Consider the following 15,120-nt stretch of genomic DNA (forward strand, 5'->3'; position numbering starts at 1 on the left):
GCGATGCGGCGCACGCTGATCCAATCCGCCATCGTCATCAGCATGGATGACGCGATCGGCGATCTCAATACCGGCGACGTGCTGGTCGAGGGCAGCCGCATCGCCAGCGTGCGTCCGTCGATCGATATCGGCAGCGGCGAGGCAGAGATCATTGACGGCACCGGGCGGATCATCATTCCCGGTCTGATCAACGCGCATATGCACACTTGGCAGACGGCGCTCCGCGGTTATGCAGCGAACTGGACGCTGCTCGAATATTTCCGCCGCATGCATGCCGGGCTCGCCACCGTATTCCGGCCGGACGACATCTACATCGCCACCTTGGTTGGCGCGCTGAACCAGATCAATTGCGGCACGACGACACTCGTCGACTGGTGCCACAACAATCCGACGCCTGACCATACCGACGCCGCGGTCAGCGGCCTGATCGAGAGTGGCATTCGCGCGGCCTTCTTCCATGGCTCGCCAAAGCCTGAGCCGAAGCCCGGCGAGCCGCATTTCTCTGAGATCGCGCATCCGCGCCGCGAAGTCGAGCGGCTGTTGGCAGGTCCCCTCGCCGACCGCGACGGGCTCGTCACGCTCGGGCTCGCCATTCTCGGCCCGCATTACTCAACGCTCGACGTTGCCATGCACGACTTCCGCTTGGCGCGGGAGCTCAAGCTGATCGCCTCCATGCATCAGGGCGGCGGTCCCGCCAAAACGCCCGGTGGCTGGGAGAAGCTGATCGAGGCCGGCCTCGTCGGCGCCGGCATCAACGTCGTCCATGGCAACGATTTGCCCGACGATCTCCTGGACCGGATGGTCGATCTTGGCGTGTCGTTCTCGGTAACGCCGGAGAACGAGATGATCCAGGGTCACGGCTTTCCGGTTACCGGACGGTTGCTGAAGCGCGGCGTGCGGCCGACGATCGGCATTGATCTCGAATCCGTGCTGGCCGGCGATCTCTTCTCCGCCGCTCGCGTCGCGCTCTCGATGCAGCGGGCGCTTGACAATGCGGAGACGCGCAAGGCCAGCGGCACCATCCCGGCGACGACCACGATCCCCGTGCGCGAGGCGCTGCGCTGGATCACCACGGAAGGCGCCCGCATGCTCGGCCGCGAGAACCAGATCGGTTCGCTGGCGCCGGGAAAGCTCGCCGACCTCGTCATCATCAACGCCTCCGATCTCAACCTCTTCCCGGTGCACGATGCGGTCGCAACCGTCGTGATGCAGACGAGCCTCGTCAACATCGAGGCGGTCATGATCGGCGGCGCCTGGAAGAAGCGAAATGGCCGGCTACTGATCGAAGGGCTAGAGAGCAAAAAAGAGCTGCTGGCGCAATCCGGCCGGCGGCTGGTGCAGGACATCGAACAACAGGGACGCGCCGCCTGAAGGCGCCAGTGGACAAGAACAATGACTGACGCTTCAAGGAATGTCGCTTTCATCGGGATCGGCAAGATGGGCCTGCCGATGTCGGTGCTCGTCACCAAGGCCGGTTACGCGGTCAGCGCGTTCGATCAGAGCGCGGCGCGAATCACCGAGGCACGCGCGCAAGGCATTGCGATTGCCGCTACGTCGGCCGAGGCCGTGAGCGGCAAGACGGCAGTGGTCACGTCCCTGCCCGACGACGCCGCCTTGCGCGGCGCGCTGCTCGATCCTGCCGGCCTCATGGCCGCGATGACGCCCGGAGCTGTTCTCATCGAGACCAGCACTGTGAGTGTGGAGGCCTCTACTGAGATTGCAGCCGCCGCGCAGGCGCACGGCATTGCCTATCTTCGCTCGCCGGTCTCCGGCAATGCCAGCATCGTCCACACCGGCGCACTGACCTGCTTCGTCTCGGGTCCAAAGGACGCCTTCGAAAGCGCAAAGCCGCTGTTCGCCGCCTTCACCCGTGCCCAGACCTATCTCGGGCCCGCCGAGGAAGCGCGCTATGCAAAACTCTCGGTCAATCTGATGATCGCGGTTTCGGCCGCGATGATGGCGGAGAGCCTGGCGCTGGCACGCAAGGGCGGCATTGCCTGGCAGGACATCTTGAAGGTGCTCGACGACAGTGCCGTGGCTTCGCCGATGGTGAAGTACAAGACAGCGCCGCTGCGCAACCGCGATTTCGAGTCCACTTTCTCCTGCAAGCAGATGGCCAAGGACCTCGACCTCATCCTCGGCGCCGGCCACGCCGTCGGCGTTCCGCTACAGCTAGCGGCGCAAGTGCGCGAGACCTATGGTTCGCTGGTCGCGCAGGGCGAGGGCGAGGCCGACTTCATTGCGACCGTCAAGCATCTCGAACGGCTGGCCGGCCTCGGCGAGCCGAAGCTGTGATCAACGGAGGCACACATGCGTAACTTCAACGAGAACACGATCACAGACGCGGTGCTGGAGCGGATCGCGCGCGCGACTGATCCGCGCATCAAGCAAATCAGCGAAGCGCTGGTCCGTCATCTTCATGCCTTCGTCCGCGAGGTGCGGCCGACCCAGAAGGAATGGGAATACGGCATCGACTTCCTGACCCGCACCGGGCACATGTGCGACGACAAGCGCCAGGAATTCATTCTGCTATCGGACACGCTCGGCGTCTCCATGCTGGTCGATGCCATCAATCACCCGGTGCCCGAAGGCGCGACCGAGACCACGGTGCTCGGCCCGTTTTTCGTCCAGGCTGCGCCGGAGAAGGATAGTGGCGCCGATATCTCGGGTCCGATGGAAGGCGATCCGATGCTGGTCACCGGCTCGGTCTCGAGCGTCGACGGAAAGCCGCTTGCGGGCGCCGTGGTCGACGTCTGGCATTCCGACGACGACGGTTATTACGACGTGCAGCAGCTCGACGCCATCGGCGATCTCGCGATGCGCGCGCGCTTTCACACCGATGCCAATGGCCGCTTCCATTTTTGGTCGATCAAGCCGGCGGCCTATCCGATCCCGCATGACGGCCCGGTCGGCGAGATGCTGGAAGCCCAGGGCCGCCACCCCTGGCGCCCCGCCCATGTGCATTTCATGATCTCAGCGCCGGGTTTCGAGCAGCTCGTGACGCACGTATTCGTCGCGGGCGACCAGTATCTCGACAGTGATGTGGTGTTCGGCGTCAAGGACAGCCTGATCCGCGAATTCGTCCGGCATCCCGCCGGCCGTGCGCCGGATGGTCGCATGGTGCAGCGCGAGTATTTTCACCTCAATTACGATTTCGGCCTGAAGCAGGTCGCGAGCAACGCAAAGGCCGCTTAAGCTGAAGCGGCAGCGGACCAACAAGAGTCCGGCAACAGGGGGCGGACGGAGAGCTGAGGATGGGACCGCGGGTCAGCACGAGCATATTGGCCGATCGCCTTACCGGCATGATCGGCCCGCGCGCGAGCGTTGCGCGCGGCGTGCTCGACCAGCACGGGCAGAGCGAGTCGCATTACCGCAACTTGCCGCCCGACATCGTCGTCTTCCCTGAAAGCACGCAGGAGGTCGCCGAGATCGTGAAACTCTGCGCGAGCGCGGGCATGCCGATCGTCCCGTTCGGCGCCGGCACTTCGCTCGAAGGCAATGCGGCCGCGGTCGCCGGCGGCGTCTGCTTCGACTTCGCGCGCATGAACAAGGTGCTTGCCGTCCACGACAGCGACATGGATGTCGTGGTGCAGCCCGGCATCACGCGAAAGCAGCTCAATGCGGAGCTACGGACGACCGGCCTGTTCTTCCCGATCGATCCCGGCGCGGACGCCTCGATCGGCGGCATGACGTCGACGCGCGCCTCAGGCACCATGGCGGTGCGCTACGGCACCATGAAAGACAACGTCATGGCGCTGGAGGTGGTGCTCGCGGACGGGCGGGTGATTCGGACGGCTAGGCGCGCGCGCAAATCGGCGGCCGGTTATGATTTGACGCGCATGTTCGTCGGCGCGGAGGGCACGCTTGGTGTCATCACGGAGATCACGCTGAAGGTCCATCCCGTGCCGCAGGCGATCTCGGCCGCAGTGTGCAGCTTCGATAGCCTGCACAATGCCGTCGATACCGCGATCTCCGTGATCCAGTCGGCGATCCCCGTTGCGCGCATCGAGTTGCTCGACGACGTCATGATGCACGGCATCAATGCCTATGCAAAGCTCGGCTATCGCGAGGCCCCGACCTTGTTCTTCGAATTCCATGGCTCCGCGGCTTCCGTCGCCGAGCAGGCCGAGGCCGCGCAGGCGATCGCCGCCGACCATGGCGGCCATGGCTTTGCCTGGGCCAAGGCGCCGGAAGACCGCAGCCGGCTCTGGCACGCTCGGGACAACACGCTCTATGCCGGCCTCGGCTTGCGGCCCGGTGCGCGGGCGGTGATCACCGATGTCTGCGTGCCGATCTCGCGGCTGGCGGAATGCTTGACCGAGACGCGGCGGGATGCGGACGCGCACGGCTTCACGGCACCGATTGTCGGCCATGTCGGAGACGGCAATTTCCACATGCTGATCCTGATCGACCCGGCAAAGCCCGACGAAGCCGAAGGCGCCAAGGCGCTTCAGGCGCGCATGGTCGCCCGGGCCATCGCCATGGACGGCACCTGCACTGGCGAGCACGGCATCGGGCTCGGCAAGATCGACTATCTCACCGATGAGCTCGGCGAGGCCGTCGACGTGATGCGGTCGATCAAGTCCGCGCTCGACCCTGATGGACTGATGAACCCCGGCAAGATCTTTGCGAGCGGAGCCATGGTATGAGCGACGCGCTTCCGATCGAGGTCACCTCGCCCACGCCGCTGCTCGAGCTGCGCGGCATCAGCAAGGAATTTCCCGGCGTCAAGGCGCTCGATGACGTTTCCTTCGCCATCTACCCCGGCGAGGTGCATATGCTGCTGGGCGAGAACGGCGCCGGCAAGTCGAGCCTGATGAAGGTGCTGTGCGGCGCCTACCGCGCAGACTCCGGCGAGTTTTACCACAAAGGCGAGAAGGTTGCAGTCAACTCGACTGCCGATGCGCAAAAGCTCGGCATTGCCGTGATCTTCCAGGAATTCTCCCTGGTCCCCTATCTCGACATCGCTCAGAACATCTTCCTCGGCCGCGAGCCGAAGGGCCGCATTCCCGGTACCATCGACCGCCGCCAGATCCTGGTTGACGCCAGGCGCGTGCTCGGCACCATCGGTTTCGACATCGATCCCTCCACCACCGTCGACAAGCTCGGCGTAGCGCAGCAGCAGATGGTCGAGATCGCGAAAGCAATCAGCCAGAACGCCCGCATCCTTGTGATGGACGAGCCGACCGCGGCGCTGTCGGACCGCGAGACCGAGCTGCTGTTCGCGCTGATTGCGCGGCTGAAGGCCGACGGGGTCTCGATCGTCTACATCTCCCACCGCATGGCCGAAGTGTTCGCACTCGGCGATCGCATCACCGTGCTGCGCGACGGCCGCCGCATCGACGGTGTCCGTCCCGCCGACGTCACGCCGGACCAGCTCGTCCGGATGATGGTCGGCCGCAATGTCGACATGACCTATCCGCGCCATTTTGCCGCCAAGCCCGGCGAGGTGCTGCTGGAGGTCAAGGGCCTGACCGCGCCGACCGGCATCTCCGACATCAACATCGAGGTGCGCCGGGGCGAGATCGTCGGCCTTTGCGGCCTGGTCGGCTCGGGCCGCAGCGAGGTTGCGCGCGCCATCTTCGGCGCCGATCCCGTAACGTCGGGCGAGATCGTCTTCGACGGCAAGACCATTTCCGGCGAGCCCGACCTCGCGACCCGTCGCGGCATCGCGCTGATCCCGGAGAGCCGCAAGAGCGAAGGCTTGGCCTTGCTGCGATCAGTGAGCGACAATCTGGTGGTGTCGGCGCTGCGAAAATTGTTTCCCAGCGGCCTGTTCGACCAGCGGCGTGCGCAGCGCACCTCCGACGGCCTGATCCGGCAATTGAGGATCGCGACACCGAGTGCGCGGCAGACCGTTGGCCTGCTCTCGGGCGGCAACCAGCAGAAGGTCGTGATCGGCAAATGGCTAGCGGCCGGCTCGAAGCTATTCATCTTTGACGAGCCGACGCGCGGCATCGATATCGGCGCCAAGTCGGAGATATTTGCCCTGATCGACCGCCTCGTGGCGGAGGGCGCGGCCGCCCTGATGATCTCGTCCGAACAGGTCGAGATCTGCCATGTCTGCGACCGCGCCTATGTGATGCGCGAGGGGCGTATCGCCGGTCATCTGACACGCAACGAACTGACCGAGGAGAACATCGTGCGACTGGGGATGCATCATGCGTGAAGCCGCGATCGTCTCAGAGCCCAATCCGCTGCAACGCATTCCCGGCGTCGCCATGGTGCTGGTGCTGCTGATCGCGCTGTTCAGCGTGATCGCGCCCGGCTTCCTGTCGGTCGCCAACCTCTCCAACGTGCTGGTGCAATCGACCATTCTCACCATGCTCGCGCTGCCGATGACGCTGATCATCATGACCGAGGGGCTGGACCTGTCGATGGGCGCGGTGCTGACGCTGACCTCGCTCTGCGTCGCGATCGTATCGCTCGCCACGAAATCGATGTTGCTGGGCTTAGGTGCCGGCCTGCTGGTCGGCACCGCCTTCGGTATCGCCAACGGCTGGCTGGTCGCCATCCTCGGCATTCCGCCCTTCGTCGCGACGCTCGGCACGCTCGGCATGGCGCAGGGCCTGTCGCTGATCGTCAGTGACGGCCAGAGCGTGGTCGGCATTCCCCACAGCGTGCGCGACATCTACTCGGCGACGCTTTTGGGCATCCCCGTGCCAATCGTGATGGCGCTCGTGACCTACGCGGCGTTTCACGGCCTGCTCTATCATACCCGCTTCGGCACCTACATCTTCGCCCTCGGTGGCAACCGCGAGGCGCTGCGCTATGCGGGTCTCTCGCCGAACCGGCTCTTGATCGCGGTCTATGCGATCGGCGGCGCCATGGCTGGCATCGCCGGCCTCTTGATGACCGCGCGGATGAATTCCGGCCACCCCACCGCCGGCCTCGGGCTTGAATTCGATGCCATCGCGGCCGTTGCCGTCGGGGGCACCTCGTTTGAGCGCGGCAATGGCTGGCTGCTCGGCACCTTGCTCGGCGTTCTTTCCGTCGGCGTGTTGCGCAACGGGCTGAACCTGATCTCGTTGCCGTCCTCGGTGCAGGTGGCAAGCGTCGGCGTGCTCGTCATCGTCGCCCTGTTCCTCGATGGCCTCAGGAGCCGCGCATGACCGACATCACCAAGGACGCCATCGCGCCGCCCCGCTCGTTCCTGTCGCAGGATGCGATCCAGCTGTTCTATCGCCTGCTCGCGGCGCTGCTGATCTGCGCCGTGCTCGCCGTGCTGAGCGATTCCTTCCTGAGCCTCGGCAACATCCTCAACGTGCTGAGGCAGGCGAGCCTGACCTTCTTTATCGCCTCCGGCCTGACTCTGGTGGTGCTGACCGCCGGCCTTGATCTCTCCGTCGGCGCCAATGTCGCACTGTCTGCCTGCATCGCCGGGACCGTGATCCACAAGACCGGCTCGCCGGCGCTTGGCATCCTCACCGGGCTTGCCTGCGGCGGCATCGTTGGCCTCCTCAACGGCATCATGGTCACCGCGCTGCGCATCCCCTCCTTCATCGCCACCTACGGCATGCTCTGGGTGCTGAACGGCCTCACCTATTGGTACATGGCGGGCGAGACCCTTCACGGCTTCCCCGCAGGCTTCCGCCAGATCGGCAGCGGCTACCTGTTCGGCCTGCCGATCCCGGTCTATCTGCTGCTGGTGTTCCTCGGGATCGGAACGCTGTTCGCGCAGCGCACGATCTGGGGCCAGGAGATCTATGCGATCGGCGCCAATCCGGTCGCCGCCCGCCTCTCCGGCATCCCGGTCGCGCGCCGCCTGCTGCTGGTCTACACCGTCTCCGGCACCATGGCGGGACTTGCCTCGATTATCTTCCTGTCGCGGCTGAACTCGGCCGAGGCCGACATTGGCGAGAGCCTGACCTTGCCCGCGATCGCGGCCGTGCTGATCGGCGGCACCTCGCTGTTCGGCGGCGTCGGCACGGTGTTCGGCACGTTCATCGGCGCACTGATCCTGACGCTGGTGCTGAACGGCATGAACCTGCTCTCGGTCAGCGCCAACTGGCAGCCGCTCGTGACCGGCATCATCGTCATTCTCGCGGTCTGGCTCGACATGAAGACCCGCCGCCGCACGCAATGAGCTTTTGAGGTTCAAACAAGCAAAATGAGGGATGGAGGCAATATGAAACAGAAACTGGGCTATCTGGCGCTACCGCTGCTGATGGCGGCCGCGTTCAGCACGCAAGCACGCGCCGACGGCGAGACCATCGCCATCTTCACCAAGAACCAGACCAATCCGTTCTTCCAGACGGTTCGGGTCGGTGCCGACAATATGGCGAAGACGCTGAACGCGAAGACGCTTCAGTACATCCCGACCAAGCCGGATTCGATCCCCGAGCAGCTCAGCCAGATCGAGGACGTCGTGGTGAAGAAGCCGAGCGCGATCGTCTTCACGCCGGTCGATTACAAGGCGATGGTGCCCGGTGTCGAGAAGATCAACGAGGCAAAGATCCCCGTCGTCAACATCACCGATCGTTCCGCGGGCGGCAAGTTCCTCTCCTTCGTCGGCGCCGACGATTACAGCCTCGGGCTCGACACTGCGCGCTTCCTGCTCAAGACGCTCGGCGGCAAGGGCAATATCGTCATCATCGAAGGCGTCAAGGGCTCACTGACCAATGTCGACCGGGTCCGCGGCTTCAACGACGCGCTGAAGGAAAGCCCGGGGGCCAAGCTGCTGGCCTCGCAGCCGGGCAATTACCAGCGGCTCCAGGCGCTCCAGGTGATGGAGAATCTGATGCAGTCGAATTCACAGATCGACGGCGTGCTCGCCGCCAACGATGCCATGGCGGTCGGCGCGATCGAGGCGCTGGACGGCGCCAACCGCAAGGCTCAGGTGATCGGCATCAACGGCACCAAGGAGGCGATCGATGCGATCAAATCCGGCAAGCTCCTGGCAAGTGGGGATTACAACGGATTTGCCCAAGGCTGCCTCGGCACCATGATGGCGATCCGGTCGTTGCGCAATCAGCCGGTCATCAGCGAGATCGTGCTAAAGCCTACGGTGATCACCAAGGACAATTACCAGCCGTTCGACGTGCCGCTGGAGCAGCGGACCTGCCCGACCTTCGAGGAGGCGGGCAAGCTCAGCGCGAAGTAGACCAACCGCTCACGACAGGCCCGGACGGCCGCGTCCTCGCGGCCGTCCCAAGAAACGGATCTCCCCATGCTGTTCGCCATTCACGCCCTCGACCGCGCCGGCGCGCTGCCGACCCGGCTCGCCAATTACGACGCCCACAAGGCTTTCCTCAGCGACACCTCGCGCTTCGGCGTCAAGATCGTGATGTCGGGACCGCTCGTCTCCGACGACGGCGCGACCATGATCGGCAGCCTGTTCCTGATCGAGGCGGCAGGTCGCACCGAGGTCGAGGCCTTCAACCGCGCCGATCCTTTTGCCGCCGCCGGCATCTGGGAGAAGGTGACGATTACGGGCTTCCTGCGCCGCCAGGGTTGAGGCGTTAAGGCGCGTCTTCGAGGTGACAGGCCACCCACTGCTCGGCGCCCGTCGCGCGCAGCGTCGGCTCCTCGGTCCGGCAGCGGTCGAAGACGAAGGGACAGCGGGTGTGGAAACGGCATCCACGCGGCGGATTGATCGGGCTCGGCACGTCGCCCTTGAGGATGATGGGATTGCGCCGGGCGCCCGGCTCGGGCAACGGCACCGCCGAAAGCAGCGCCTTGGTATAGGGGTGCTTTGGCGCGGCAAATATCTCGCGGCGCGGCGCCACCTCGATGATCTTGCCGAGATACATCACTGCAACGCGGTGGGTCATGTGCTCGACGATCGCGAGATCGTGGCTGATGAACAAGAGCGCAAGGCCGAACTCGTGCTGGAGATCCTGAAGCAGATTGACGATCTGCGCCTTGACCGAGACGTCGAGCGCCGAGACTGCCTCGTCGCAGACGATCAACTCGGGCTCGGCCGCGAGCGCCCGCGCGATACCGATGCGCTGGCGCTGGCCGCCGGAGAACTCGTGGGGCCTGCGATTCAGCGCCTCGCGCGGCAGGCGGACCGTGTCCATCAGCGCGGTGACGCGCAGTTCGAGGTCTTCCGCGGATTTGGCGAGGCCGAAATTGCGGATCGGTTCGGCCAGGATGTCGCGCACGCGCATGCGCGGATTGAGACTCGAGAACGGATCCTGGAATACCACCTGCACGCGGCGGCGCATCTGACGCATCGTGCTCGGCGCGGCATCGTCGATCCTCTGGCCGTCGAGGATCACCTGCCCCGCGGTGATGTCGAACAGCCGCAGGATGGCGCGACCGACCGTCGACTTGCCGCAGCCGGACTCGCCGACCAGCGACAGCGTCTCGCCGCGCGCGATCTCGAACGACACGCCGTCCACCGCATAGACCCGTTCGGACTTGCGGCCGAACAAGCCGGTCTTGACCGGAAAATGCTTCTTGAGGTCGTTGACCTGGAGCAGCGGAGCACTCATGCCGCGACGGCTCCCTTGGCCGCATAGTGGCAGGCGGCGATATGACGGGGATCCTTCTCTTCGAGCCCCGGCGCATATTGCCGGCAGAGGTCGGTCGCAAGCGCACAGCGTCCGGCAAAGACGCAGCCGGTGATCCGCTTGCGCAGATCAGGCACCTGGCCGGGAATCTCGGCCAGTCGTCTCGCAGTGCCGGTCAGCGAGGAGCCGAGGCGCGGCACCGCGCCGAGCAGGCCTTGCGTATAGGGATGGCGCGGCGAACGGAACAGTTCGGCTACCGGTGCCTCCTCGACCTTGCAGCCGGCATACATAACCATGACGCGTTCGGCGATTTCGGCGACGACGCCGAGATCGTGCGTGATCAGGATGATGGCTGCGCCGACCCGGCGCTTCAGATCCAGCATCAGTTTCAGGATCTGTGCCTGGATGGTCACGTCTAGGGCGGTCGTGGGCTCATCCGCGATGAGAAGCTTCGGATTGCAGGCGAGCGCGATGGCGATCATGACGCGCTGGCGCATGCCGCCGGAGAGCTGGTGCGGATATTCGCGCACGCGGCGCTTCGGCTCGGGAATGCCGACCAGCGTCAGCATCTCGATGGCGTGCGTCTCGGCGGCCTGCTTGTCCAGGCCCTGATGGATCATCAAGGTCTCCCGGATCTGGCGGCCGACCGTGAGGACCGGGTTCAGGCTTGTCATCGGCTCCTGGAAGATCATCGAGATGTCGTTGCCGCGGATGGCGCGCATCTCGCGATCGGACAGTTGCAGCAGGTCCCTCCCCGCAAAGCGGATGGCGCCTGCGATCCGGCCCGGCGGTTCCGGGATCAGCCGCATCACCGACATCGACGTCACCGACTTGCCGCAGCCGGACTCGCCGACGATGGCAAGCGTCTCGCCCTCGTTGACGTGGAAGGACACGCCGTCCACCGCGCGGTTGATGCCGCTGGGGGTACGGAAATGGGTCTGGAGGTTCTCGACTTCGAGCAGTGGCATCGCGATCAGCCCCTCTTCAAAGGCTCTTGGCCATGCGCGGATCGAGCGCGTCGCGAAGACCGTCGCCAAGCAGGTTCACGGCGAGCACGGTCACGGACAGGAATGCAGCCGGAAAGAACACGATGTAGGGCTTGACCTGCCACAGCGCGCGGCCCTCGGCCATGATGTTGCCCCAGGACGGAATAGTCGGCGGCGTCCCTGCGCCGATGAAGGACAGGATCGCCTCCGTGATCATGGCGCTGGCGCAGATATAGGTCGCCTGCACCAGCATCGGCGCCACCGTGTTGGGCAGGATATGGCGCAAGATGATCATCGGCGTGCGCGTGCCGCAGGCGACGGCTGCGTCCACATAAGGCTGCTCGCGCAACGACAGCACCACGCTGCGGACGAGGCGCGAAACACGCGGGATTTCGGCGATGGTGATAGCCAGGATGACGTTGCCGACGCTGCCGCGGGTCAGCGCCATCAGCGCGATCGCGAGCAGGATCGGCGGGATCGACATCAGGCCGTCCATGAAGCGCATTAGGATGCCGTCGGCCCAGCGGATGAAGCCGGAAACCATGCCGATGGCAAGGCCGGCCGCGGATGCGAAGATCGCAACTGAAAGCCCGACCGTGAGCGAGACCCGCGCGCCAAACAGCACGCGCGAATAGATGTCGCGGCCGAGCACGTCGGTGCCGAACCAGAAATCGGCCGACGGCGCCCGCGTGCGCTTGGCCGGCGCGAGCGCGGTCGGGTCGACTGTTCCGAGATATGGCGCAAAGATCGCGATCAGGACCAGGGTCAGCAGCAGCGCGCCGCCGATCGCGACTGTCGGATGGCCGCGCAAGAACCCGATGAAACCGAGCCGGATCCTGACCGGTCGCAGGATCTCGGGTAGTTGTGGCGCGACGACGAAGCCAGCGGGAAGCGATTGCGGATTGACGGTGGTATCGGTCAATAGCGGATCCTCGGGTCAACGAGCGTGTAGATGACGTCGATCATCAGATTGACGAGGACGTAGACGAAGCTGAACAGCAGCACGATACCCTGGATGACGGGATAGTCGCGGCGCAAGATCGCGTCGATCGTGAGGCGGCCGAGACCGGGGATCGCGAACACACTCTCCGTGACCACCGCGCCGCCGATCAGGAGTGCGATGCCGATTCCGATCACGGTCACGATCGGAACCGCCGCGTTCTTCAGCGCGTGAACGAACAGGATGCCCCCCTGCCCGAGGCCCTTGGCGCGGGCGGTGCGAATATAATCCTGCTGCAAGACTTCGAGCATGGTGGCGCGGGTGATGCGCGCGATCAGCGCAATGTAGACGCAGCCGAGCGCGATCGCCGGCAGGATCAGGTTCTCGAGCCACGGCCAGAAGCCTTGCGCGAGCGGCGTATACCCCTGCACCGGCAGCCATTCCAACTCGAGCGCGAAGACGTAGGCGAGCATGTAGCCGACCACGAAGACGGGCAGCGAGAAGCCGAACACGGCAAAGCCCATGATCACGCGGTCGATCAGGCTGCCAGCCTTCCACGCCGCCACCACGCCGAGCGGCACCGCGACCACGATTGTGAGCAGCAGGGTGACCATCATCAGTGACAGCGTCGGTCCGAGGCGCTGGCCGATCAGCGCCGACACGGGCAGATTGGTGAAGATCGAGGTGCCGAGATCGCCGTGCAGGATACGCCAGACCCAGCTTCCGAACTGGACCAGGAAGGGCCGATCGAGGCCGAGGCTCTGGCGGATGCGCTCGACATCCTCCGGGCTCGCCTGATCGCCCGCGATCACCACGGCGGGATCACCGGGCGCGATGTAGAGCAGGCTGAACACGAACAGCGCGACGATCGCCATCACCGGAAGTGTTGCGACGATGCGACGGAGGATGTACGAGAGCATCTGGCCTCAACGCAGGATCATGCGGACTTCGACACGCCCCAGAAGAACGGCAGCGGCCCCTTGGTGATGCCGGAGACGTTCTTGCGCCACGCCGTGTAGCTCAGGAAGAATCCTGTCGGCGCATAGACGACGTCCTCGAGCGCCGCCTTGTTGAGGCGGGCGACCGCAGCCTTCTCCTCATCGATGTTCTTGGCGTCGAACCAGGCCGTGACCTCCTTTTCGGTGCCGGGGCTGCTCGGCCAGCCGAACCAGGCCTTGTCGCCATTGGCGCGAATGGCGGTGTAGGGGGCCGGATTGATGCAATCCGCACCCGCATGCCAGGTGTGGAACATGTTCCAGCCGCCCTGGCCGGGCGGCGTCTTCTGCGCACGGCGCGAGCCGACCGTGCCCCAATCGGTGGCAACGAAGTCGACATTCATGCCGAGCTTCTTCAGGAGGTCCGCCGTGACGTCTCCTTGCGCCTTCGTGATCGGCTGATCCTGCGCGACCAGGCAGGTCACCGGCTGGCCGGAATAGCCGCTCTCGGCGAGCAGCTTCTTGGCCGCATCGAAATCACGCTTGCCTTTCAGGATCTCGCCACCTGCTTCGCTGTAGAGCGGCGTATTCGGCGTGAAGAAGCCGGGGAGCGGCTTCCAGAGCGCAGTGTCGTCGCCGACGATCGCGCGCATATAATCTTCCTGGCTCAGCGCCATCAGCACGGCACGGCGCGCCCGCACATCGTTGAAGGGCGCAAAGAGGTGATTCATGCGGAACGAGCCGATATTGCCAAGGGGATCGCCGATGTCGACGCTGATATTCTTGTTTTTCTTCAGGACCGGAACGAGGTCGGCGATCGGGCTCTCCCACCAGTCGACCTCGCCGTTCTGCAACGCGGCGGCCGCGGTGGCCGGATCCGGCATCACCACCCACTCCACGCGATCGACCAGGATCTGCTTGCCGCCGGCAAGCCAGGATGCCTTCTCCTGCCGCGGCACGTAGTCGGCGAACTTCTCGAACACCGCTTTCGCGCCGGGCACCCACTCGCCCTTGGCGAACTTCATCGGACCGGAGCCGACGTAATCCGTGATCTGCTTGAACGGATCGGTCTGCGCGATGCGCTCCGGCATGATGAAGGAGCAAGGCGAATTGTTCTTTGCCAGCGCGTAAAGCATCTTCGGATAGGGCTGCTTCAGCACCCATTTGAAGGTGCGGTCGTCAACGGCGGTGAGTTCCTGCTGGAGCGCCTTGATCATGAGGCCCATCGGATCGCGGGCCGCCCAGCGGGAAAGGCTCGCGACGACGTCCTTGCTCAGCACCGGCTCGCCGTCGTGGAACTTGAGGCCAGGCCTTAAGCGAAACGTCCAGGTCGTACCGTCGTCCGTCACTTCCTCGGACTCGACCATTTGCCGCTGCGGCTGAAGCGAGGAATCGATGCCGTAGAGCGTGTCCCAGACCATCGCTGCAGCGTTGCGCACGACATATTGAGTGCCCCAGATCGGATCGAAATTGGCGAGGTTTGCCTGCGGCACGAAGCGCAGGGTGCGCGCCGCACCTTGCGACAGGGCGGGGGCCGAAAGGCCGCCCGTCAATGCCAGACCGCCCGCACCAGCCAGTCCCTTCAATACGGTCCTGCGATCCATGAAGTCCTCCCAGTATTGCCGTGATGCCGGCCATCATTGGCCACGGGCAGGTGAAACCAGAGCCCATTGGCGTGCAAATGGTATGCCACTAACCCCACCTTCGCCAGCGGGATTTGGATCGGACTTCGCGCGTCCTGGCAGGCGCCGCCGCGATCAGCACGGCGTATCGTGCGCCGCCCGCGTATCGCTGATCTGCTG

14 protein-coding genes are annotated in these 15,120 nt (G+C 64.9%); 9 read left to right on the forward strand and 5 right to left on the reverse strand.

All coding sequences use genetic code 11. The features are described from left to right. Window positions 1-3: 3 nt before the first annotated feature. The 9 genes from IVA96_RS03215 to IVA96_RS03255 all read left to right on the forward strand — a co-directional run bounded on the left by IVA96_RS03215 (window position 4) and on the right by IVA96_RS03255 (window position 9,457). Window positions 4-1,371 (forward strand): amidohydrolase family protein, encoded by a 1,368-nt coding sequence (locus IVA96_RS03215; protein ID WP_247415345.1) that lies wholly within the window; start codon window positions 4-6, stop codon window positions 1,369-1,371. Window positions 1,372-1,392: 21 nt separating this feature from the next. Next, a complete protein-coding gene (locus tag IVA96_RS03220; protein ID WP_247278162.1) occupies window positions 1,393-2,295 on the forward strand; it encodes an NAD(P)-dependent oxidoreductase in 903 nt (300 codons plus the stop codon). 15 nt (window positions 2,296-2,310) lie between these two features. Next, entirely contained in the window at window positions 2,311-3,195 is an 885-nt protein-coding gene (locus IVA96_RS03225; RefSeq protein ID WP_247278163.1) for an intradiol ring-cleavage dioxygenase, read from the forward strand. A 59-nt stretch (window positions 3,196-3,254) separates the two neighbouring features. Continuing rightward, window positions 3,255-4,649 (forward strand): FAD-linked oxidase C-terminal domain-containing protein, encoded by a 1,395-nt coding sequence (locus IVA96_RS03230; RefSeq protein WP_247278164.1) that lies wholly within the window; start codon window positions 3,255-3,257, stop codon window positions 4,647-4,649. After that, window positions 4,646-6,169 carry a sugar ABC transporter ATP-binding protein gene (locus IVA96_RS03235; protein ID WP_247278165.1) on the forward strand — a complete coding sequence of 508 codons (1,524 nt, stop codon included), beginning with the start codon at window positions 4,646-4,648 and terminating at the stop codon, window positions 6,167-6,169. Before IVA96_RS03230 ends, IVA96_RS03235 begins: the two co-directional genes overlap by 4 nt. Next, on the forward strand, window positions 6,162-7,112 hold the full coding sequence (locus IVA96_RS03240; protein ID WP_247278166.1) for an ABC transporter permease: 951 nt from the start codon (window positions 6,162-6,164) through the stop codon (window positions 7,110-7,112). The genes IVA96_RS03235 and IVA96_RS03240 overlap by 8 nt, the downstream gene beginning before the upstream one ends. Continuing rightward, window positions 7,109-8,086 carry an ABC transporter permease gene (locus IVA96_RS03245; RefSeq protein WP_247278167.1) on the forward strand — a complete coding sequence of 326 codons (978 nt, stop codon included), beginning with the start codon at window positions 7,109-7,111 and terminating at the stop codon, window positions 8,084-8,086. Before IVA96_RS03240 ends, IVA96_RS03245 begins: the two co-directional genes overlap by 4 nt. Before the next feature lie 42 nt (window positions 8,087-8,128). Then, the gene (locus IVA96_RS03250; protein WP_247415348.1) at window positions 8,129-9,103 is read left to right on the forward strand and encodes a sugar ABC transporter substrate-binding protein; all 975 of its coding nucleotides are present in this window, start codon (window positions 8,129-8,131) and stop codon (window positions 9,101-9,103) included. A gap of 66 nt (window positions 9,104-9,169) precedes the next feature. Then, on the forward strand, window positions 9,170-9,457 hold the full coding sequence (locus tag IVA96_RS03255) for a YciI family protein (protein WP_247278169.1): 288 nt from the start codon (window positions 9,170-9,172) through the stop codon (window positions 9,455-9,457). Window positions 9,458-9,461: 4 nt separating this feature from the next. On the opposite strand, the gene IVA96_RS03260 is transcribed toward IVA96_RS03255, so the two are convergent. The 5 genes from IVA96_RS03260 to IVA96_RS03280 are packed head-to-tail and all read right to left on the reverse strand — an operon-like array spanning window position 9,462 to window position 14,922. Then, window positions 9,462-10,439, reverse strand: coding sequence for an oligopeptide/dipeptide ABC transporter ATP-binding protein (locus IVA96_RS03260; protein ID WP_247278170.1), 978 nt, complete (start codon window positions 10,437-10,439; stop codon window positions 9,462-9,464). Continuing rightward, the gene (locus IVA96_RS03265; protein ID WP_247278171.1) at window positions 10,436-11,425 is read right to left on the reverse strand and encodes an ABC transporter ATP-binding protein; all 990 of its coding nucleotides are present in this window, start codon (window positions 11,423-11,425) and stop codon (window positions 10,436-10,438) included. Before IVA96_RS03265 ends, IVA96_RS03260 begins: the two co-directional genes overlap by 4 nt. Before the next feature lie 16 nt (window positions 11,426-11,441). After that, a complete protein-coding gene (locus IVA96_RS03270) occupies window positions 11,442-12,365 on the reverse strand; it encodes an ABC transporter permease (protein ID WP_247415351.1) in 924 nt (307 codons plus the stop codon). Further along, window positions 12,362-13,303 (reverse strand): ABC transporter permease, encoded by a 942-nt coding sequence (locus IVA96_RS03275; protein WP_247278173.1) that lies wholly within the window; start codon window positions 13,301-13,303, stop codon window positions 12,362-12,364. Before IVA96_RS03275 ends, IVA96_RS03270 begins: the two co-directional genes overlap by 4 nt. Window positions 13,304-13,320: 17 nt before the next feature. Further along, the gene (locus IVA96_RS03280; RefSeq protein ID WP_247278174.1) at window positions 13,321-14,922 is read right to left on the reverse strand and encodes an ABC transporter substrate-binding protein; all 1,602 of its coding nucleotides are present in this window, start codon (window positions 14,920-14,922) and stop codon (window positions 13,321-13,323) included. Window positions 14,923-15,120 lie beyond the last annotated feature (198 nt).

Source organism: Bradyrhizobium sp. 159, from assembly GCF_023073795.1.
In the GTDB taxonomy this organism is placed as follows: domain Bacteria; phylum Pseudomonadota; class Alphaproteobacteria; order Rhizobiales; family Xanthobacteraceae; genus Bradyrhizobium.

Coding starts and splice junctions, on each gene's coding strand:
- IVA96_RS03230 (WP_247278164.1), top strand. CDS start 3,255: ATGGGACCGCGGGTCAGCACGAGCATATTGGCCGATCGCCTTACCGGC.
- IVA96_RS03250 (WP_247415348.1), top strand. CDS start 8,129: ATGAAACAGAAACTGGGCTATCTGGCGCTACCGCTGCTGATGGCGGCC.
- IVA96_RS03215 (WP_247415345.1), top strand. CDS start 4: ATGCGGCGCACGCTGATCCAATCCGCCATCGTCATCAGCATGGATGAC.
- IVA96_RS03265 (WP_247278171.1), bottom strand. CDS start 11,425: ATGCCACTGCTCGAAGTCGAGAACCTCCAGACCCATTTCCGTACCCCC.
- IVA96_RS03245 (WP_247278167.1), top strand. CDS start 7,109: ATGACCGACATCACCAAGGACGCCATCGCGCCGCCCCGCTCGTTCCTG.
- IVA96_RS03235 (WP_247278165.1), top strand. CDS start 4,646: ATGAGCGACGCGCTTCCGATCGAGGTCACCTCGCCCACGCCGCTGCTC.
- IVA96_RS03240 (WP_247278166.1), top strand. CDS start 6,162: ATGCGTGAAGCCGCGATCGTCTCAGAGCCCAATCCGCTGCAACGCATT.
- IVA96_RS03275 (WP_247278173.1), bottom strand. CDS start 13,303: ATGCTCTCGTACATCCTCCGTCGCATCGTCGCAACACTTCCGGTGATG.
- IVA96_RS03220 (WP_247278162.1), top strand. CDS start 1,393: ATGACTGACGCTTCAAGGAATGTCGCTTTCATCGGGATCGGCAAGATG.
- IVA96_RS03255 (WP_247278169.1), top strand. CDS start 9,170: ATGCTGTTCGCCATTCACGCCCTCGACCGCGCCGGCGCGCTGCCGACC.
- IVA96_RS03225 (WP_247278163.1), top strand. CDS start 2,311: ATGCGTAACTTCAACGAGAACACGATCACAGACGCGGTGCTGGAGCGG.
- IVA96_RS03280 (WP_247278174.1), bottom strand. CDS start 14,922: ATGGATCGCAGGACCGTATTGAAGGGACTGGCTGGTGCGGGCGGTCTG.
- IVA96_RS03260 (WP_247278170.1), bottom strand. CDS start 10,439: ATGAGTGCTCCGCTGCTCCAGGTCAACGACCTCAAGAAGCATTTTCCG.